A 22,194-nucleotide genomic window follows, 5' to 3' on the forward strand; every position below is an offset into this window, starting at 1 on the left:
TATATGAAAAAAAATCTCTTCAGATTCTCATCGAGAAGATTTCTATTCTCTACGGTGATGGCCTCTGCCCTTGTAACAGGTGCTCCGCAGGCGGTATTTGCCAATGTGGGAGAAGTGCAGGCTGTTTCGCAGACTGGGGCAATCAAAGGTAAAATCGTGGATTCCTATGGCGAACCTGTTATTGGTGCCAATGTCAAAGTGAAAGGCACTACCAATGGTACGATAACGGATATGAATGGAAACTTTACTTTGAATAATGTATCAGGTGGTACGTTAGTGATTTCTTTTATTGGTTATAAGACGTTGGAAGTTTCTGTAAAAGGGACGAATCTGGCTAAAATTATCATGCACGAAGATACAGAGGTGCTGGATGAAGTTGTTGTGGTAGGTTATGGTACTCAGAAAAAAGAATCGTTGACAGGCTCGGTAACAGTGGTCGACCAAAAACTTTTTAAGGACAAAGGTACAGTGGCCAATCCGCTCTCGGCTATGCAAGGTCAGGTTCCGGGCTTACGCATCACCCGCTCGTCGGCTGCTCCCGGCGAAGAAGGATGGGGTGTCTCAATCCGTGGCTCTGTCTCAAAGAACAAGGTAGAACCTCTTTTGATTATTGACGGTGTACCAGCCAGTGGTGTCAGCGAGATGGCTCAACTCAATGCCGACGACATCGAAACCATTAACTTCCTGAAAGATGCTTCGGCTGCTATTTATGGCGCAAAAGCAGCGGGTGGTGTGATTTTGGTAACTACCAAACGTCCCGATGCCGGCAAAACCAGAGTGGAATATAGCGGTTCGGTTACACGTAAAATTGTGGGTTTGCAGCCTCGCATGATGAGCATGGACGAATGGACGGACGGTGTGCTCCAAGCCCGTTTGAATGACGGCTATGGCGAAGACGACAACTGGGTGCGCTATGCCCGTTTGGCCAAAGCGATGAAGGGGAGTTGGATTAATCTGCATGGTGGAAACAACCCCGATGAAGATCCCATTCCGGGAGGATTCCGTGGTGTGGCCGACTTTGTGTTTCACGATATGAACTGGACTGATGTGCTGTGGGGAAACGCCACTTCTACCCAGCATAACCTCAGCGTAAGCGGAGGTTCGGAAAAATCGACCTACCGACTTTCGTTGGGGTATTTGAACGACCAAGGGACGCTGCAATGGGGGAACAACTCGAACGAACGCTATAACGTACGTTTATTCAACAGTTTCAAGATAAACAACCGTATCAGCTTGGAAACCAATATGTCAGCTAGTCGTCAGCATCAAGTGGCTCCTACACAGATTGGTAGTATATTGGGTAGCAGCATACCGCAGCCTGGGCTACCGGTTTCGACTATTGATGGCAAACCGTATGCGTGGGGAGGCATTCATACCCCCAACTGGTCTGCCGAATTGGGTGGTGACAACAAACTTGTGGTGACCACAATGAATGTGAACGAGATTTTGAAAGTGAACATTTTGGATGGTCTTGATTTTCAGGGAACTTTGGGATACTCAACGAACAATGCGGCCCGTGACGAACAATATCTTTCGGTTGATTGGTATCAATACGACGGCACTCCAATTCTGAATGAGAACTCTCCCTATCCCGCAAAAGAAAAATCATCGTATACTAAAAGTTCTGCGCGTACCGACAATTACACGGCATCAGCTTTCCTCACTTATAAGAAATTATTTGATGAGGTTCATGACATATCGCTTATGGGAGGTGTGCAATACGACTATGCCGCTTACGATTATAGCGGCACCAAAGCAATGGACGTGGAAGCGGCAATCGAATCGCTTAACGGTAAAGGACAAATCTACATAGACAAAGTAGACCGTTGGGAGGAAGCCATTCTCTCTTATTTCGGTCGCTTGAATTATAACTACAAGTCGAGATATATGGTCGAAGTGAATGCTCGTTACGACGGCTCTTCGAAATTTTTGCCCAAGAATCGCTGGAACTTCTTCTGGGGCGCATCAGCCGGATGGCGTATCACTGAAGAAAAATTCATGGAGAACTTGCGTGACTATGTGAATGAACTGAAACTACGTGCCTCATATGGTGAGGTAGGTAACCAAAATGGTATCGGACGCTATGACGGCATCCAACTTTACAACTACAAATCGAACAGCGGCGCTTTGTTGGGCAACTCGAAAGGAACCTATGTGGAATCTGCCGGACTGGTGAGCACCGTGCGTACTTGGGAACGTATCTACAACTATAACTTGGGTATTGACTTTGGATTCCTCAACAATCGCCTTACGGGTACGTTCGAGGTCTTTAAAAAGAAAAACGACAATATGCTGGTTTCGCGTCTGCACCCCGGTGTATTGGGTGGAACCGCTCCCAGTACTAATAGCGGTAAGTTTGAAGCCAATGGTTACGATGCCAGCTTGACTTGGCGTGACAAGATAGGCGGTTTCAACTACCACGTTGGCGGTACGTTAACCTATATGACCAACAAACTCGTTGATGGAGGTAACATCGTAGTGAGCGCAGGTTATAACGAAGCTGTGAATGGCTATCCACTCAACTCGGTGTTTGGCTACCGCTACGTGGGCAAAGTACAAAACCAAGAACAACTGGACTATTACGTGGACAAATATGTGGGCAGCAATTCTATCGCCCTACCTGCCAACTTGCGTTTGGGCGACCACATGTATGAAGATGTGAACAAAGACGGCAAACTGACACAAGACGACCTTGTATTTCTCGGTTCCGACGACCCCAAATATTCGTTCTCGTTTAATTTCGGATGCGAGTGGAAAGGATTCGATTTCAATACCGTGTTTCAAGGTGTGGGCAAGCGTACCATCTATCGTGAAATTGACTCTTGGAAAGTGCCTTTCAAAGCTATTTGGCTGAACACTACCAACCAGTCGGTAGGTAATGTATGGAGTCCTGAAACTCCTAACAATCATTTTCCTACTTATTCAAACAGTAATGACATCAATAACTACAACTACATTCCCTCTACCTGGTCGGCCGATAACGGAGCTTATCTGCGTCTCAAAGAGATTGTACTAGGTTACACATTGCCAAAGGCATGGATGAATAAGAGCGGTTTCATCAGCAACCTGCGCATTTATGTATCGGGCGCTGACTTGTGGGAAAAATCGTATATCACCGATGGTTGGGATCCCGAAGCCACCCGCAAAGTGGAAAACAAGCAACGCTATCCGTTTAACCGCACCGTGACTTTCGGTGTGAATGCCACATTCTAATTTTTATTCTTAATATTGAAGATAACAATGAAAAAAATAGCATATATTTTAGGAATCATTTGCGCCATGACCATGCAGTCGTGTTTAGACCTTGAGCCCAAGACGCAATTGGCGGATACCAACTATTGGAAGTCGCCCGAACACTTCAAACTTTTTGCTACCCAGTTCTACGGCTGGTCGGCCGACTTTCGATGGCTCGACGACAGTCAGCACGCTGATATTCGCTCGGACTTGTTTGCCGGTAGCACGGTGAATATCTATAGTAATGGAACGAACAGTATTCCGTCATCCGACAAACATTATACCGACAATTACAATCGTATTCGTCAAACCAATACTTTATTGCAACAAGCCGATGCGTATGAACAACAAGCCGACATCGCCATTTCGGTGGGGGAAGCCCGTTTCTTCCGTGCTTATTGTTACTTCGAGTTGTTGCAGGCCTACGGTGACCTTATCATTACCCGCACGCCGCTCGACATCGACTCGCCTGAGATGCAGAAGGCCCGCAATCCGCGTACCGAGGTGGCTGACTTCATCATTGACGACTTGAAAGAAGCCGCTAAACTATTACCCGTCGATAAGGCTATCAGCAGCAGCGACGAAGGTCGCCTCTCCAGCGAAGCTGCTTTGGCATTTCTTTCACGTGTAGCCCTCTATGAAGGTACATGGGAGAAATTCCATAATGGTGGTCAAAATACCGAACGTATAAAAGATTTGCTCAATACCGCAGCACAGGCGGCTCATGATGTAATGGTGGGCGGAGCATTCGAGCTTTTTGCTCCTCAAGAATTGGGTACGGAAGCCTACAAATATCTCTTTATCTTGGAGAATGAAAAGTCGAATCCTGCCAGTATCAATAAAACAGGTAATAAAGAGTATATCTTTACCCGCCGCCACGACCCTGTAATCAATTCTATCGGCTTCAACATCACACAAGGGCGTTTGGGCAATGCCTTGTACGTTACTCGAAAAATGGCTAATATGTATCTGCAAAGCAATGGATTGCCCATCAATCCCCAAACGTGGAATTACACGAAAGTGGATGATGAATATAAAAATCGCGACAACCGCATGAACAATCAGCTTATGGTGCCCGGACAGACTTACTGGGGTACAAACGGCGGACGCATCGATTGGAGCGGCAATGCTGCCGAAATAGCCAATGCCTCGCATAGGAACTTCATGCCTCAAACGGGTACAGGCTACTTTCCCCACAAGTGGTGTAGCGAACGCGACGGAGTGCCTACCGGTATGGAAGCCTATGACTTCCCCGTTATCCGCTATGCTGAGGTATTGCTGAACTATGCCGAAGCCGTGTTTGAACGCGATGGACAAATATCGGATGAAGACTTAGCCATCAGTTTGAACCTGACACGCAAACGCATCAACCCCGAAATGCCTGACTTGACTAACGACTTTGTTACGGCAAATAATTTGGATATGCGCACAGAGATTCGTCGTGAGCGTACCATCGAATTTTTCGATGAGAATTTCCGCATTGATGATCTGAAGCGTTGGAAAACGGCCGAAGACGAAATGCCGATGAACCTCACCGGTGTGAAGTGGAAAGGTACCGATTTTGAAAACAGATGGCCTGATGCTTCCTTTAAGGACAAAGATGGCGAAGGTTGCATTATCCACGAGAAAGGACGCAACTGGCACGAAAAGCATTACTTATTGCCACTGCCCACCGACCAGCTCAAACTGAACTCCAACTTGAAACAAAATCCGGGTTGGAACCAATAATCCATTCATTGTTCATTTATAAAGTAATCGAATTATGACATACAAAAATATACTTCAAAAGGGTGCGTTTGCAGCACTGATGACGGCTGGCTTAATGATGACCGTTTCGTGCAACGATGACGATGTATCCCCTGTTTTAGAAGAGAGAGTGCTCGTTAAGGAAATCAACCTTGAAGTGACCCCCGAACTGCCTCTGCTGATAGGCACTGACACTTTGATAAAATATACCGTAGGCCCTGATGAGGCTTTCAACAAAGAGGTGGTATGGAAATCGACTGTGCCCGATGTGGCTACCGTAGATGCCGAAGGACGCATCACGGCAGTGAAGGCCGGTAGTACGGTAATTTCGGCCAAGCCGGCTGTGGGCTATTCTGCCACTTCGACCATTAATGTGAAGGTAGTAAACGAAATTATTCACATCACTGATATCAATCTCACTAACGAAGACCTCGAAGTGTTTGTAACCTCAACTTTGCCCCTCACTTGGCAGACTACCCCGGCCGACCCCACTTACCCCGGGTTGATTTGGAAAAGCCTTACTCCCGATAAAGCCACCGTCAATGAAAAAGGCGAGGTGAAGGGCATAGCCGAAGGAAAGGCACGCATCCAAGTTACCGCTACCGACGACAAACATTTCACGAAAGAGTTTGAAATTAAGGTGAAGCCCATTATCTATATCGAAAGTATGGAATTTGTGAAAGAAGCAGACAAGCTGGCTTTGGGCGAAACCTACACTCCGCAGATGAATGTAACGCCGATAGATGCTACGCTTTCGTACATCGTATGGGAAAGCAGTAAACCGGATGTTGTAGAGATTGATGAAAAAGGCCGGTTCGTGGCGAAGGCTTATGGCAATGCAGTAATTACCGCTTTGGCCGACTATGGTGACGGTAAACCTGTTAAAGCTACGATGAGTGTCAACGTGAGCGAAGGTTTAATGAACGACCAGTTTACTGTCGAGAACATCTGGCAGCCATTCGGAAACTTCACTCACCGGGAATTTGAATGGATGGAGAATGACGGAGTACTTCGTATTTTCCCCGGTGAAGATAAGACTTACAAAGCTGTCCGCATTTGTCGCACCGGCGGTTTTGGGTTCAATGTAACCAACTATCCCATCTTGGCCTTTAAAATGAAATTCCCCGAAAATGTGTTCGAAGCATCGACAAGTATAGAGTGGTATCTCGACATTTGGGGCGGAAGCGGCATTACCGTAGCCGGTAAATATGGCGAAGATACCGATAAAGGAAAAAATGCCATGACTGTGGTAGATTGCGGCGAATACAAAGTATTCTACGCCGACTTCACGAAGAAATTCCTCGGCAAAAACCAACAGTATATGCCTACCTCATTGACGAAGTACGACACGGTGGAACTTCAATTTTGGAAAATCTGGTATGAAGCCAATGAAACAGGTAGCATCTATGTGGATTGGATAAAGACTTTCGAATCGGAACAAGAACTGAAAGATTTGATAAAGAACGAAAGTGGTAAACAATAGCATCTTACTTTCTCTGGAAACTGATTGAATAACAAAATGAAAATTGAATGTATGAAAAATCTGATTTATACCTTCGTGGGCAGCGTAACGCTTGTGTTGCTGACCGGCTGTAGTGCTGAGTTCGAGAACGGAACTCCCGAACCATGGCAACGCGAAATCAACCCCAATGAAAATTATGAGTACACCATCAAGCATCCTTGTCTGGTGAACACCGAAGCCGATTTTGAACGCGCACGCCGCAAAGTGAACGAACGTGCCGAACCTTGGATTAGCGGTTGGGAAAAATTGTGCGAAAGCCGATTTGCCCAACTGAGCTACAACGCAAACCCGCAAGAAGAAATTGTACGTCACTCGCAAGGCGGCAACTTCAATACGGCCGCTTTCGATGCCGGTGCCGCTTATCAGTTGGCTGTACGCTGGAAAATTTCGGGAGATGAAGATTATGCCAAGGCAGCTGTTAAAATTCTGAACGGATGGGCTAAGACTTGTAAGGGGGTGAATTATAAAACATGGCCAGACGACAGCCATCGCCTGCTTGCCGCCGGATTTATCGGATACCAGTTTGCTGCTCCAGCTGAATTGATGCGGGATTACGAAGGCTGGAAAACCGAAGATTTTGAAGTTTTCAAGAAATGGATGGATAAAACGTTCTATCCCATTTGTGATGATTTCTTGGATAACCACTTTAATTCTTCAGCCATTTCTGGCTGGATGAGTTGGGATTTGCCCGCCATGCTCACCATTCTTTCTATCGGCGTGCTGAACGATGACGATGCCAAGATTAAACAAGCCTTGGAGTTTTTCTATCACGGAAAAGGTATGGGCTGTATCGAATGGTCGGTGAAAGGTATGCACGAGGATCCTGCGGGAAAAGTGAAAGGCAGACATTTGGCACAGAGCCAGGAGATGGGACGCGACCAGGGGCACGCTACTCTCAACGTAGGCTTGCACGCTTACTTCTGTCGTACAGCTTATAACATGGGCATCGACCTTTTTGCCTACAACGACAACATCATTCTCGACCTCTGCGAATATACGGCTAAGTACAACTTAACTTCGGCCGAAGATGTGGAAATGCCTTTCGAACCTTACTATCACCCCAAATACGGTTGGCACGAGAAGGTGTCGGCCGACGGTAAGGGGCGTGCCCGTCCGGGATGGGAACTCCTTTACAACCATTATGCCAAGGTGAAAGGTATGAATGCTCCATATTCGCAAGCTTTTGCCGAAAAAGAACGCCCCGAAGGATATGGCGAGCGTGGTACTGCCGAAGCCGGTGATTTGGGGTTTGGAACATTATTGTATACTGAAGAATAACTTTTTGAGATTTTCCTACTGATTTCAAGGAGTTAAGAGGTTAGGCTTCTTAACTCCTTGACGTTACTCAATGGAAACCCTTACAACCCTTTATCTTATGATAAATAGATTATTTTCTACCTTATTATTCCTTTCCTGTCTTTTTTGTGGTTTGTCCCCAACGGCAAAGGCGCAAAACAACGAGTGGGAAAATCCCACCCAATATGAGTGGAACAAAGAGAAACCACACGCTGACTTCCGCCTCTACGAGCGCGCAGATGATGCAGTGAACGATAATCCCCAAAAAACGCCTTGGCAATATTCGTTGAATGGTACGTGGAAATTTGTTTATGCTCCCTCTATCGCAGAAAGCATAAGAGATTTTTATCGTACAGATTTATCCGACAATGATTGGGATACAATTATTGTCCCTTCCAACTGGGAAATCCAAGGATTCGGTGAGCCGATAATCCGCAACATTCAGTATGTGTTTTCACCCAATCCACCTTATATCGACGTTGATAATCCTGTGGGGACTTACCGGCGCACATTTACGGTTCCTCAAAACTGGCAGGGGCGTGAAGTGTTGTTGCACTTCGGTTCCATCAGCGGCTACGCCCGTATCTATGTGAACGGGCAGCAGGTGGGGATGACTAAAGCATCCAAGACTCCGGCAGAATTTAATGTGACAAACTATTTGAAAAAAGGAGAGAACTTGCTTGCTGTACAGGTGTATCGCTGGCACGATGGCAGCTATATGGAAGACCAGGATTTTTGGCGTCTAAGCGGTATCGAACGCGATGTTTTCCTGACCGCCTATCCCCAAACGACCATTTGGGATTTCTTTCTGCATGCAGGACTGGACGAAACCTACCGACACGGGCAATTCCGGGCTACTGTAGACTTGCGTTCGTTCAATACCAATGCAACCCTGCAAAAGGGGACGCTTACACTCGAATTGAAGGACGCAGGGGGGAAGACTGTCCTATCTGCGCAGAAAGCATATTGTATCTCAGACATAAGTACTACACTTGCTTTCGAAGGCACTGTGCGCAATGTGCGGAAATGGAGCGCCGAACACCCTTCGCTCTACGACTGTATCCTGACACTTCGAGCCGATGGCGACAAGCAACAGACGGTAGTGGCTCATAAAGTCGGATTCCGCCGCATTGAGATAAAGAATGCACGGCTACTGGTGAATGGTGTACCTACCTATATAAAAGGTGTCAACCGTCACGAGCATAATGATACGTTGGGACATGTGCAGACCCGCGAAATCTTAATGAATGATTTGCGACTGATTAAACAACTGAACATGAATGCCATTCGTACCAGCCATTATCCAAATCATCCGTTATTCTATCAATTGTGTGACCAATATGGTATCTATGTAGTGGATGAAGCCAATATTGAAACTCATGGAATGGGTTCGGTTCCTTATTTCAAAGATACCATCCCGCATCCTGCTTATCGTCCCGAATGGTATGCAGCCCACGTCGACCGTATCACCCGAATGGTGGAAAGGGATAAAAATCATCCATGTATCATCGGATGGTCATTGGGAAACGAATGTGGTAATGGAATCGTGTTCCACGATGAGTATAAGCGTTTGAAGAAATATGACCCCGGTCGTTTTGTACAGTTCGAGCAGGCCTGGGAAGATTGGAATACAGATATTGTCTGTCCGATGTACCCCAATATGTGGAAAATAACAGAATACGGGAAGTCCGGCAAACAGCGACCGTTTATCATGTGTGAGTATGCTCACGCCCAAGGAAACAGCAATGGCAATTTTAAAGACCTTTGGGATATTATTTATGACAGCCCTAACTTGCAAGGCGGTTTTATCTGGGATTTTATGGATCAGGGATTTAAGGTAAAGACCGAACCAAGAGACGGACGTACTTATTGGACGTATAATGGTAAGATGGGTAGCTATAAATGGCTGGAAGATAAGAAAGGGGAACTAAACACGGGAACTGACGGTTTGATTTCTGCCAATGGTATTCCCAAACCACAAGCGTATGAAGTGAAGAAAGTGTATCAGTACATTCAGTTTAGCGCGAAAGACTTGGGGAAAGGAATTATTTCCATTAAAAACCGTTATGACTTTACCAATCTGGATAAGTATGCTTACATGTGGGAAATATACAAAAACGGAGAAAAAATATCTGCAGGGGATTTCAACGTTGATTTAAAACCTCACGAAGAGAAAGAGATACGTTTATCTCTTCCCGTTATACCGGAAGACGGGAACGAGTATTTCCTTAATCTCTATGCACACACCCGGGTTGCTACCGATTTAGTACCTGCCGGCTATGAAGTAGCTAGAGAGCAGATGCAATTAAATAAAAGTAGTTTCTTCACATCGCTCCCGTCTTGCTCGGGAAAACTGTCTTATGAAACGAAAGATAATATTTTGTCTTTTCAATCGGGTGCCGTTTCAGGTAAGATTGATTTGAAAAAGGGAATCTTGTTTGATTATATGATAAATGGCAAGCAACCTATCAGGCAATATCCCGAACCTGCCTTTTGGCGTGCTCCGGTTGATAATGATTTTGGGAATAAAATGCCCGTTTTGGCAGGTGTCTGGCGGACGGCTCATGTCAACCGCTATGTGAAGAAAGTGACAATAGGGGAGAAGAATGAAAAAGGGTTATCCGTAAGGGTTGATTGGGTCTTAAGCGATATTCAAGTGCCTTATACGATGGAATATTTGATACGGGATAATGGAACTATCATTGTGACAGGGAGTATTGACCTGACAGGAACGAAACTTCCCGAACTTCCCCGTTTTGGTATGCGTATGGAATTGCATCAACCTTATGAAAACTTGACCTATTACGGTAGAGGGCCTTTGGAGAATTATATCGACCGTTATTCGAGTTCCTTCATCGGACGATATGAGGATAAGGTTGAAAATCAGTTCTATTGGTATATACGTCCGCAGGAAACAGGAAATAAGACAGACGTTCGTTGGCTGACCTTATTGGATAGCGAAGGGCAAGGAGTGAGAATTACAGGCTTGCAACCTATCGCATTTTCCGCTTTACATTTCTCACCGGAAGACCTTGACCCTGGTCTGACTCGTAAATTGCAGCATACTATCGACATTGTTCCGCAAAAGAATATCTTTCTGCACGTTGACTTGAAGCAACGCGGGTTAGGCGGCGATAATAGTTGGGGAATGTATCCGCACAATAAATATCGCTTGCTTGACAAGAAATATACTTATAGCTATATGATTGAATTGGTAGAAAAAGGTTCAGATTAAGACTGTTATTAAAGCAGGTGCAAATAAAATTTTCAATAGCATTGAGTAAATAATCCCGCCCCTTCGTATTTGTTTGTCATGTACAACAAATACGAAGGGGTTACTTTTTTAGGAAAAGGAATGTGCTCTTTTGGAGATTTTTATGTATGTTTGTGCACATGTTTAATATGAAAGGAAGCAGTTGTAAGTGAAGAACACGATTAAATATCTGATTCTTATATTAATATATTTGGCTTGTGGTATGAAACTGCAAGCCCAGAATTACACATTCCGTAATGTCGTCATGTCCGACGGGCTGTCCGGACTGTTGGTGAATGCCATTTATAAAGATTCCGAAGGTTTTGTATGGTTGGGGACAGATAACTGTCTCGACCGTTTTGATGGTGTGAAAGTGCGCCATTTTGAATTCCGGGGCATTGAGTCGGGAAGAAAAAAGCGTGTTAATACGGTCACGGAAACGGCCAATAAGCAACTTTGGGTGGGAAATGGTATCGGACTCTGGCGGTTGAACCGTGCAAGCAGCCAATTGGAGAGGATTGTCCCCGAAAAGATAGACTTTGCTGTCAATACGTTGCTGTCCGACGGAGATATTCTTTATATCGGTACGGAGAAAGGCTTGTTCATTCATAAAGACGGGCAGTTGCTCCAAGTATTGACCGACCGGAATATGTTGGCTGCCTGTAACAGAATCATGGATATTTGTCTGAATGAAGATAAAACCGCACTGTGGTTGGCTACGGTGCAAGGACTGTTCTCCTATTCATTGAAAGACGGAAAGATTGATTCCTGGCATTTTCAGGAGAATGTGCCCGAAGCCGATTACTTCCGTTGCCTTACCCGTATCGGGGAGACGCTCTACTTGGGGACAATGAGCCAGGGGGTACTACGTTTCGATATGAAGAAAAAGGCATTCTCCCATACCGTATCTTTAGGATGCGATGTTATCTCCGACATCTCCAGTGATGGAAAAGAAACCGTCTATATAGCTACCGACGGCAATGGCGTCCACTTCCTTTCACATAAAGACCAGCAGGTGACGCGTCGTTTCTACCATGATGTAAGCGATAAGGAAGGGATTCGCAGTAATTCTGTCTACTCCTTGCTCGTTGATGACAGAGGTGCCGTATGGGTAGGACATTTCCAGGCAGGCTTGGATTATTCACTCTACCAGAACGGACTTTTCCGTACATATGCCTATCCGCCTTCGTTCAATTCGGCAAACCTTTCCATCCGCTCTTTCATAAGCAGGGGGCAAGAGAAAGTTATCGGTTCACGCGACGGTTTGTTTTATATAAACGAAGCTACGGGAACAGTGAAAAGCTTTGTAAAACCCGTCCTGACCTCGGATTTGATACTGACCATCAGCTTCTATCAAGGAGAATATTATATCGGTACGTATGGCGGCGGCATGATGGTATTGAATCCGGAGACGTTATCCCTAAAATATTTTGCCCAAAGTGATACCGAGCTTTTTCAGAAAGGACATATCTTCTGTGTGAAACCGGATACAAAAGGAAATCTCTGGATAGGCACTTCGCAAGGACTGTTCAGCTATAATGGGCAGGCAAAACAGATTAAGCACTTTACCAGCGCCAACTCCCAACTGCCGGAAGGCAATGTATATGAGGTCAGTTTCGACTCTACCGGCAAAGGGTGGATTGCCACAGAAACCGGTATGTGTATTTATGACCCGGCTTCCCAGAGCTTGCGTTCCAATGTCTTTCCTGAAGGATTCGTGAACAAGGACAAAGTACGGACGATTTATGAAGACTCCGAACATAACCTTTATTTTATCCGTGAGAAAGGGAGTCTGTTTACGTCTACGCTGACAATGGACCGTTTCCGTAACCAGTCCGTATTTTCCACGCTTCCTGACAATTCGCTGATGGCGATTGTAGAGGATAATCAGGGTTGGTTGTGGGTAGGCTGTAATGACGGTTTGCTGCGTATAAGGAAAGAAGGGGAGGAGTATGACGCTTTCACTTTCAATGACGGAGTGCCCGGGCCGACTTTCACCAACGGGGCTGCCTATAAAGACGATAAAGGAATACTATGGTTCGGTAATACCAAAGGATTGATTTACGTCGACCCGAAGCGTGTGGATGAAGTACGTGGCAAGGCGCGTCCGATAGTATTTACGGATATATTGGCTAACGGCGTTTCCTTTACCGGTTCGTCCTTGAAATATAATCAGAATAATCTGACCTTCTGCTTTACGGATTTTGCCTACGGATTGCCTTCTGCCTTGCTGTACGAATATCAGTTGGAAGGGATTGATAAGGACTGGAAACTATTGGCTGCGCAGAACGAAGTCTCTTATTATGGACTTCCTTCCGGGACTTATACATTCCGTGTCCGCCTTCCGGGAAATGAACATTCGGAAGCTATCTGCCAAGTGACGGTACGTCCTATGATTCCTTGGTGGGGATGGGCGCTTTCTATCTTATTAATCATAGGAATTGTAGCCTTTATACGCTATTATGTCTGGAAACGTATGCGCCGCTTGCTTCCCTCTCCCGCTCAGGTGGTTTCTACACCGGCTGAGGAAATATCCCGGAAAGAACAAGTGACGGAACAGCCGGAAACGATTACCGAGCAACCGGAAGTGATTTCTGAACAACCGTCCGTCGCTACCGAAGAGAAGTATAAGACCAACAGGCTGACTGAAGAGGAATGCAAAGAGCTTCATAAGAAACTGGTGACTTATGTAGAGAAAGAAAAGCCTTATATTAATCCCGACTTGAAAATGGGTGACCTGGCTTCCGCATTGGATACTTCTTCACATTCGTTATCGTATCTTTTGAACCAGTATCTGAACCAGTCCTACTACGACTTTATCAATGAATACCGCGTCGCTCAATTCAAGAAAATGGTAGAGGACAGCCACTATTCCCGCTATACGTTAACCGCATTGGCAGAACTTTGCGGATTCAGCTCACGTGCTTCTTTCTTCCGGTCATTCAAAAAGAGTACGGGAGTCACTCCGAACGAATATATCCGTAGCATCGGTGGAACTGCCAAAGAAGAGTAAGTACTTCTTTTATCGGTTTCATGTACATCTTTCACTGATATCCAGTACTTGATTTACTCAAATGTTCTACTTGTTTATCTTCTTTCTTGCACTTGTTTTGCTTTACTCTTGTACTTGCTTGGATTTTAATTAGTTTTTGTATGTATTTTGCACTACTTATGGCCGCATTTTCTACTGCCACTACTGTCAACTGCCACTTTAGGCTTGTTTGTCAGTAGATTTTCTTCCTATGTCTTTGTAGTTTGTTGATAATTAATTAGTTATCTATTTTTGTGATTCGGCTAAATACTATAGAATATTTCATTTATTAATTTTTTGGCAGTAGCCTTTTGTTATGTATAATGTTTATATAAATTAATTATTTGCTGCTTTGCAGAGAAATATAGGATAGTATGCGATAAAAATGAATAAAAGTAATATTTGAATACAAATACCCTTTTAACATAGCTATATTTATCAAATAAATAAGCCCATAGTTGGCAGTTGACAGTTGTGGCAGTAACTTTTTAGCGAATTTCTTATTTATTATCTTGATATATAGTATTTTATAGTGGTTTTGTCTACGAAGTTAACTTTCATATATGTAATTTGTTACTGTCATATCAAATGTTAATTCGAAAACCTTTATATAGTAATTATTAATTACGAATTATTGGAAGGCCATTGATAGGCTTATTTTCCTGAATACAGTTCTGCCTTGTAGTGCTATGCTTTGCTAAATAACCGCGAGTTATCAGAAATGTTCTCCAAGATTCTCTAAATGGGGATAATTGAGTCTCATTTTATAAAATGAGACTCAATGAAATATAAATGTAATATTCTGATAATGAATGGTATAATTTAAAAGAAGTCTATCTCGATTCGATGAGATTGATACGCCTTGATTTCCGGCTGTTATCTCCGGAATCCCCTTTATATTTGCATCGTGATTAAAACCGAAAAAGATAGTATTATGGATACAACGACTAACACTTCCGACAGCATTATCACCAATTCTTATAAAGAATATTACCAGGTGATTCTTACCTATATTACTTATCGTATCACTCATCGCTACGAAGCTGAGGATTTGACCCAAGATGTATTCGTACGTCTGCTGGACTATAAACAAATGCTCCGCCCGGATACAGTGAAGTATTTCCTGTTCACCATTGCACGCAATATAGTAACCGATTACATCCGCCGTTATTATAAGAAGCAGGAGATAGACAGCTATATGTATGACTTTGCCGTTACCTCGTCCAATGAGACGGAAGAAACGATTATTGCCGACGATTTGGCTTCCGTTGAACAGCGGCAACTTGCTCTCTTCCCCGAACAGCGTCGGATAGTCTACACATTGAGTCGTTATGAAGACAAGTCATCTGCCGAAATAGCGGAAGAAATGCAACTTAGCCGTCGTACGGTAGAGAACCACTTATTTATAGGTCGTCGCGAAATGCGTGAATTCTTCAGAAAATGTATTTAATCTTATTTATTTAATATATAATCCTTTGTGCTTATGGAAAAAGAATCTATGAAGAGACATCCCGATGCCTCATTTAATTTTAGAAAACAAGAAATAAATACTATTTTTAAACCTCAAATTTAATTTTATGAAACGAAGAGGATTAATTTTTAATTCGCGACCTAACAAGACAGCAGTGTTTGCGTTAGGATTAATGCTGGGACTTTGTCCTGTTTCAAAGGCATGGGCCGATACGAATATGAACGATAGCCAAGTGGTGGCGCAGGCTCAGAAGAAAGTGAAAGGTCAAGTGGTTGATGCCACGGGCGAGCCGTTGATTGGCGTGAATATAAGTGTGGTAGGCGGAACGGAAGGAACCATTACCGATATTGATGGAAATTATACGATTAGTGTCCCTGCCGGAGCCAGACTGAAATTCAGCTATATCGGCTATAAAGACCAGATTATAGACGTAGCTGCGCAAACGGTGATTAATGTAAAATTGCAAGAAGACAGCGAAGTGCTGGACGAAGTGGTGGTAGTGGGATATGGCTCGCAGAAGAAAGAAACATTGACCGGTGCCGTAACGGTGGTATCCGATAAAATGCTGAAGAATAAAGGAACAATGTCCAGTCCATTGCAGGCAATGCAGGGACAGGTTCCGGGCGTGACGATTACCCGTAACTCAGCGGCTCCCGGTGATGAAAGCTGGGGCTTGAAATTGCGCGGTTCTGTTTCGGCAAATAATGCAGAGCCATTGATTGTAATTGACGGAGTGGCTTATGACGGTGTAAATGCGTTGCGAAATATCAACCCTTCCGATATCCAGTCCATCAACTTTTTGAAGGATGCGTCAGCGGCTATCTACGGTTCGCGGGCTGCGGGCGGTGTAGTATTGGTGACAACTAAGCAGGCAAAGGAAGGCAAAGCAAGAATTGAGTACAGTGGTTCGTACACTTATAAAATGGTAGGGTTGCAGCCGGAACTGATGTCTATGAACGAGTGGGCGAATGCAGTACTGCAAACTTGCCAGAATGATGGTCAGCCCGACTCGTATTCATGGGTTAAATATGCGAAAATGGCATTGGCAAACGAAGGCAAATATATTGATTTGGATCATAGCGCCAATCCTTTTGCTCCCAGTTATTCGGATGTAATGGACTTCGTATTTATGGATACCAACTGGCAAGATGTATTGTTCGGCAACTCTTACTCCACGCAGCATGACCTGGCTATTTCCGGAGGTACGGAGAAGAACTTGTACCGTTTGTCCGTAGGATATATGTATGATGACAGTAACTTGAAATGGGGGAATAATAACAATCAGCGTTTCAACCTTCGTCTGACTAACAAACTGAAAGTCTTTGATAACTTCGCTATTGAATCTGTCATAGCTTATAACCGTCAGGACCAGGTAGCTCCATCCCAACTGAATAGGACGCTGACTTCCAGTTATCCGCAACCGGGCCTTCCGGCTTCTACCATCGACGGGAAACCGTATTCGTGGGGAACTTGGCTGTCACCGATTTGGTTTGCCGAACTGGGTGGCGATAATAAATTGAAAGTATCCGAAATCAATATCAGCGAGAAGTTCACTTACAATATCAATAAGCACCTGGACGTGGTAGCCAATCTTGGTTATAACTCCGGAGTAGCTTCACGTGACATCAAAAAGATGGCTATAACGTCCTATAATTATGCCGGAACTAAAATAAATACTAAAGCCGACGGTTACAAGCAGGAAGAATCGTCTTACGAAAAAACGAGTTCACGTACCGATTTCTACTCTATGACAGGTTATGTTGACTATCATAACACGTTTGCGCAACACCACAATGTAAGTGCGATGGTCGGTGCCCAATACGAATTGAAAGAATACGATTATTTTGGTGTATCGGTGAAAGATATCCAGAACTCATTGGAAACGGTAAATGGTGCAGGGCTTGTGAATCTGACAGACAAACATGGTACGAAATGGCATGAGGCTGTGATGTCCTATTATTCCCGTTTGAATTATAATTATAAGTCTAAATACTTGCTGGAAGTAAATATGCGTTATGATGGTTCTTCCAAGTTCAAACCGGAAAACCGCTGGGACTTCTTTTATGGAATATCCGGTGGATGGCGTATTACGGAAGAAGCGTTCATGAAGAACGTCAAGTGGCTCAATGACTTGAAAATCCGTCTTTCATACGGTGAAGTGGGCAACCAGAGCGGTATCGACCGCTATGACGGCACACAGTTCTACAAGTTTGAATCCCAAAGCGGAGCTTATATCGGTCCCAACAAAGGCACTATCATAGATACGAACGGCAAAATCGCTTCTTTGGGACGTGAATGGGAACGCATTAAGAATTATAACCTGGGATTGGATTTCTCCTTATTGAATTCCCGCCTTACAGGTACTGCCGAGGTATATATGAAGCGCAATGACAATATGCTGATAAACATCTCTTATCCGGGAGTTCTGGGTGATAACGCCGGTATGTCCAACAATGGGAAGTTTAAGTCGCATGGTTGGGAAGTGATGCTGAACTGGTCTGATAAGATTGGAAAGGACTTCACTTACCACGTAGGAGGTACTTACTCCTTCAATACCAACAAACTGACGGATATCGGTGCGGTATCAGTTCTGAAATCCGGTTTCGTTGACAAGCAACAAGGCTATCCGTTGAACAGTATCTTCGGCCTGCGTTATGCCGGCAAGGCACAGACGGAAGAAGAACGCCAGAAGTACTTATATAGATTCCTTGCCGGAAACACTATCGGACTGACCGAACAAAACTTCCGTCTGGGAGATAATATGTATGCCGATGTAAACAATGACGGTAAATTGGATCAGAATGACATTGTTTATCTGGGTACGGACGATCCGAAAATCTCCTTCTCATTTAATGTAGGAGCAGAATGGAAAGGATTCGATTTGTCACTGGTTTTCCAGGGAGCTGCAAAACGTACTATTTTCCGTACGGGAGATAATAACGGTAATGAGATATGGCGTATACCGATGAAAGCATTGTACCTGAATACTTCGAACCAGTCTGTGGGCAATACATGGAGTCCTGACAACCGGGGCGCTCATTATCCTACATATAGCAATAAGAATGAGATTAACGATTATAACTACCAGGCTTCTTCCTGGTCGGTAGAGGATGGCTCTTACATTCGTCTGAAGAATGTGACGCTGGGATACAACGTGCCTTCCGCGTTTCTGGCTAAAACGAAGGCAATCAGTTCATGCCGTGTCTACGTAGCAGGAGCCGACCTTTGGGAATACTCTAAGATTAATGACGGCTGGGATCCGGAAGCAAGTCGCAAAGTGACAGCCGCAGGACGTTTCCCCTTTGTCCGCACAGTGACTTTTGGATTAAATCTAACTTTTTAATGTATGAAGATTATGAAACTATATAAGAAAGCCCTTTTGATTGTATCGCTTGGCTTGACACTGAATTCGTGTCTGGACCTTGATCCGCAGGATCAGTTGGCGGATGGTAATTTGTGGGGAGCAGCAGATGATTTTAAATATTTTGCAACCAATTTTTATGGTTGGACACGTGATTTCAAGTCAGTTATTTCTGACGGTGCACATTCCGACTGGCGTTCGGACTTGATGACTTCCAGTTCCGTAAATATGTACAGTAACGGTAGCAATCCGATTCCGACTTCCGACGGTAACTATACAAGCAATTATGCTCATATCCGCCGCTGTAACCTGTTGCTGCAAAAGGCAGCGTCTTTTTCCGGTAACGGTGATATCAGCCGCTATGTAGCGGAAGCCAAGTTTTTCCGTGCTTATTCTTACTTTGATTTGGTGCAGTTGTTCGGAGATGTGATTATCACTAAAGAACCGCTGGATATTACTTCACCCGAGTTACGCATGAGCCGCAATGACCGTAGCGAAGTGATTGACTTCGTGATTCAGGATTTGAAGGATGCGGCTGAAGTATTGCCGGAAACTATTGCAACGGATGATGAAGGACGTATTTCAAAATGGGGAGCTTATGCATTCCTTTCACGTGTCGCTTTATATGAAGGCACATGGCAACAAAACCGCAATAATGAAGAACGTGGCAAAGCATTGTTGGGCATTGCTGTGGATGCGGCGAAGAAAGTAATCGACAGCAAGCAGTTCGAACTTTTCAAACCCGCTTCTTTGGGTGATATGGCTTACAAATATCTGTTTATATTGGAGAATGTGCAGTCCAATCCTGCCAATCTGACTAAAAGTGCTAATAAAGAGTATATATTCTATCGCCGCCATGATGAAACGATCGCTCCCATCGGGACTAATATCACTCACGGTTGCGTGGCTAACGTGCAATATATCAATCGCAAGTTTGTGAATATGTACTTGTGCAGCAATGGATTGCCGATTGAGCATGCAAAGAGTGCCGATGTATTTAAAGGATACGGCGGACTGACTACAGAATTCGAGAACCGTGATAACCGCATGAAGAACTGTCTTCTGGCTCACGGAACCAAATATTGGGATAACGACAAACCGCGTATCGACTGGAAAGGCATGGAAGGAGAAGATGCGACGAATGCTATCACATGCAATGTTTTCCAAGGTTCCGGCTATCAGAATCAGAAATGGGGTACGGAGCGTAAAGTTGCCGATACATTTGAAGGTTATGACTTCCCGATTATCCGTTATGCAGAGGTTTTGTTGAATTATGCGGAAGCCATGTACGAATTAGGGACTACCGGCAAAGCTCTGGACGATGCATTGAACATTTCGTTAAATCTGGTTCGTCTCCGTGTGAACCCTGATATGCCTAAACTTACAACTTCTTTTGTTTCGGAAAACAGTCTGGATATGCGGGAAGAAATTCGCCGTGAACGTACCATCGAATTGTATAATGAAGGTTTCCGAGTTGATGATTTGAAGCGTTGGAATACTGCTATTGTAGAGATGCCGAAACCTATTCTTGGGGTGAAATGGACAGGAACGGACTTTGCTACTTCATGGGCGGGTGCTTCTACTATGGCAAAAGATTCGGAAGGTTGTTTGATTTTGGAAGGCGGTCGTCGTTGGGGTAGTAAGAACGACCTGTATCCGCTTCCGGTAGACCAATGCCAGTTGAATCCGAATTTGGGACAGAATCCGGGATGGCAATAATCAATTCAGAAATAACTTAAAGAATAAGAATTATGAAAAGAGATTATATAAAATATTTTGTCGGACTGGCTGCTTGTTCGCTTTTAGGTCTGACTGCATGTGATGATGATAAGGATTTGGGAGAGAAGATGGATGAGATGATTACAATATCTGCCATTACTCTTGAAGATACTCAATATGACGCAGGAAATAAAACGATTTGTTTGCTAAAGAATAAGGAACTTCAGCTCTCTTGGAGTATCATGCCCGAGAGTGCGACCAATACGAATGTACAATGGACATCGTCTGATGAATCTGTTGCGACAGTTACACAGGAAGGTCTGGTTATGACTAAAGATAAAGCGGGAAAAGCTATCATAACAATGACACCGGAAATAGGCTTCGGACCTGAGGCGACTATCGTCACCAGAACAGTTGAAGTTATGGACGAATATACTTATATGTCGACCATCAATATAACTAATGTTCCGGCAGAGGAGATTGCGGCAGGCGATGAATATCAATTAACTGTTTCTTCAGAACCGGAAACTACTACGTTCAAGCGTTATAAATGGACAAGTAGTAACCCGGAGATAGCTACGGTGGATGAGAAGACAGGATTGGTGACTGGAATCAGCAAAGGGGATGCGACTATTACAGTGACGGCTGATGATTTCAGTTCAAATCCGGTGTCTGCAAGTTGCGAGATAGGGGTTAAGATAGTAACTCCAATTACCGGAATGACGTTTACTGAAGATGCGGAACTAAATCAATTGGGATATGGACAGGAATATCAGATTAAGTACACGTTGGAACCGGTAGATGCTACTGCTTCGCTGCTGACTTGGACGAGTGATAATCCGGAGGTGATTAGTGTGGATAAAACAGGAAAATTGAAAGTACATACTACTAAGGCTACTTCTGCTGTGATAACAGCTTCTTATGGCCCTGTTGTACAAAATGTAACTGTCACAGTTGCCGATGGACGTTTCTGGTATTCATTAGGTAATGGTTTGGGTAACGGACTGGATAATAATTGGTATTTGGATGGCAACAATGCGTCTGTCGTTTCATCTGACGGAAATAAGACTACTGTTCAGATGGGCTCCGGATACCGTGGCGACTTATGGCTTGCAAGAAGTGGTAAAGGAAAAATTGTAAATGTAACTCCTGCTGATTATAGATATTTTGCCATTAAGATAGGATTTAAATCTCAATTGATACCAGGAAAGAACAAACCCAATGGTTGTATTAAATTAGAGATTTTTGATGATGGCATTAAGAAAATCGGTCCTGAATATTTTGGAACAGGCGGAGATGCTAATAATAGATACGAGATTCTGGGTGCAAGTGAGATTTTGACTACGGAGCCAAATGTCTTATATTACGACTTACAGTCAAGATATAAAACTGTGACTCCTACAGATTGGAATCAGGTATTTGATTTAGTGCAATGTAAGTTTGTAATTGCCGATTTCCCGGAAACTGCTCAGACTTATGATCTTTACTGGATTCGTTCTTTCAAATCCATAGAGGAACTTCAAGCTTTTGTAGATAGTGAAAACAATACTAACGAATAACT

General features: G+C 44.1%; 10 protein-coding genes. All 10 read left to right on the forward strand.

What is annotated here, in order from left to right; all coding sequences use genetic code 11:
- Positions 1–3: 3 nt before the first annotated feature.
- Entirely contained in the window at positions 4–3,213 is a 3,210-nt protein-coding gene (locus BacF7301_RS14540; protein ID WP_209319451.1) for a SusC/RagA family TonB-linked outer membrane protein, read from the forward strand.
- Positions 3,214–3,240: 27 nt separating this feature from the next.
- Positions 3,241–4,962, forward strand: a complete 1,722-nt coding sequence (locus tag BacF7301_RS14545; protein WP_167963850.1) for a RagB/SusD family nutrient uptake outer membrane protein — start codon at positions 3,241–3,243, stop codon at positions 4,960–4,962.
- A gap of 34 nt (positions 4,963–4,996) precedes the next feature.
- Entirely contained in the window at positions 4,997–6,463 is a 1,467-nt protein-coding gene (locus tag BacF7301_RS14550; RefSeq protein WP_167963852.1) for an Ig-like domain-containing protein, read from the forward strand.
- Positions 6,464–6,514: 51 nt separating this feature from the next.
- Positions 6,515–7,780, forward strand: coding sequence for an alginate lyase family protein (locus tag BacF7301_RS14555; RefSeq protein ID WP_245208242.1), 1,266 nt, complete (start codon positions 6,515–6,517; stop codon positions 7,778–7,780).
- A 97-nt stretch (positions 7,781–7,877) separates the two neighbouring features.
- Positions 7,878–11,033, forward strand: a complete 3,156-nt coding sequence (locus BacF7301_RS14560) for a glycoside hydrolase family 2 TIM barrel-domain containing protein (protein ID WP_167963854.1) — start codon at positions 7,878–7,880, stop codon at positions 11,031–11,033.
- 187 nt (positions 11,034–11,220) lie between these two features.
- The gene (locus tag BacF7301_RS14565; protein WP_167963855.1) at positions 11,221–14,064 is read left to right on the forward strand and encodes a ligand-binding sensor domain-containing protein; all 2,844 of its coding nucleotides are present in this window, start codon (positions 11,221–11,223) and stop codon (positions 14,062–14,064) included.
- A gap of 952 nt (positions 14,065–15,016) precedes the next feature.
- Positions 15,017–15,532: a sigma-70 family RNA polymerase sigma factor gene (locus BacF7301_RS14570; RefSeq protein WP_167963856.1), complete on the forward strand. Its 516-nt coding sequence runs from the start codon at positions 15,017–15,019 to the stop codon at positions 15,530–15,532.
- Between the two features lie 127 nt (positions 15,533–15,659).
- Entirely contained in the window at positions 15,660–18,896 is a 3,237-nt protein-coding gene (locus tag BacF7301_RS14575; RefSeq protein ID WP_209319452.1) for a SusC/RagA family TonB-linked outer membrane protein, read from the forward strand.
- 3 nt (positions 18,897–18,899) lie between these two features.
- Positions 18,900–20,633: a RagB/SusD family nutrient uptake outer membrane protein gene (locus tag BacF7301_RS14580; RefSeq protein WP_167963857.1), complete on the forward strand. Its 1,734-nt coding sequence runs from the start codon at positions 18,900–18,902 to the stop codon at positions 20,631–20,633.
- A gap of 32 nt (positions 20,634–20,665) precedes the next feature.
- The gene (locus BacF7301_RS14585) at positions 20,666–22,192 is read left to right on the forward strand and encodes an Ig-like domain-containing protein (RefSeq protein WP_167963858.1); all 1,527 of its coding nucleotides are present in this window, start codon (positions 20,666–20,668) and stop codon (positions 22,190–22,192) included.
- The last annotated feature ends 2 nt before the right edge of the window (positions 22,193–22,194 follow it).

It is taken from the genome of Bacteroides faecium (assembly GCF_012113595.1).
GTDB classification, from domain to species: domain Bacteria; phylum Bacteroidota; class Bacteroidia; order Bacteroidales; family Bacteroidaceae; genus Bacteroides; species Bacteroides faecium.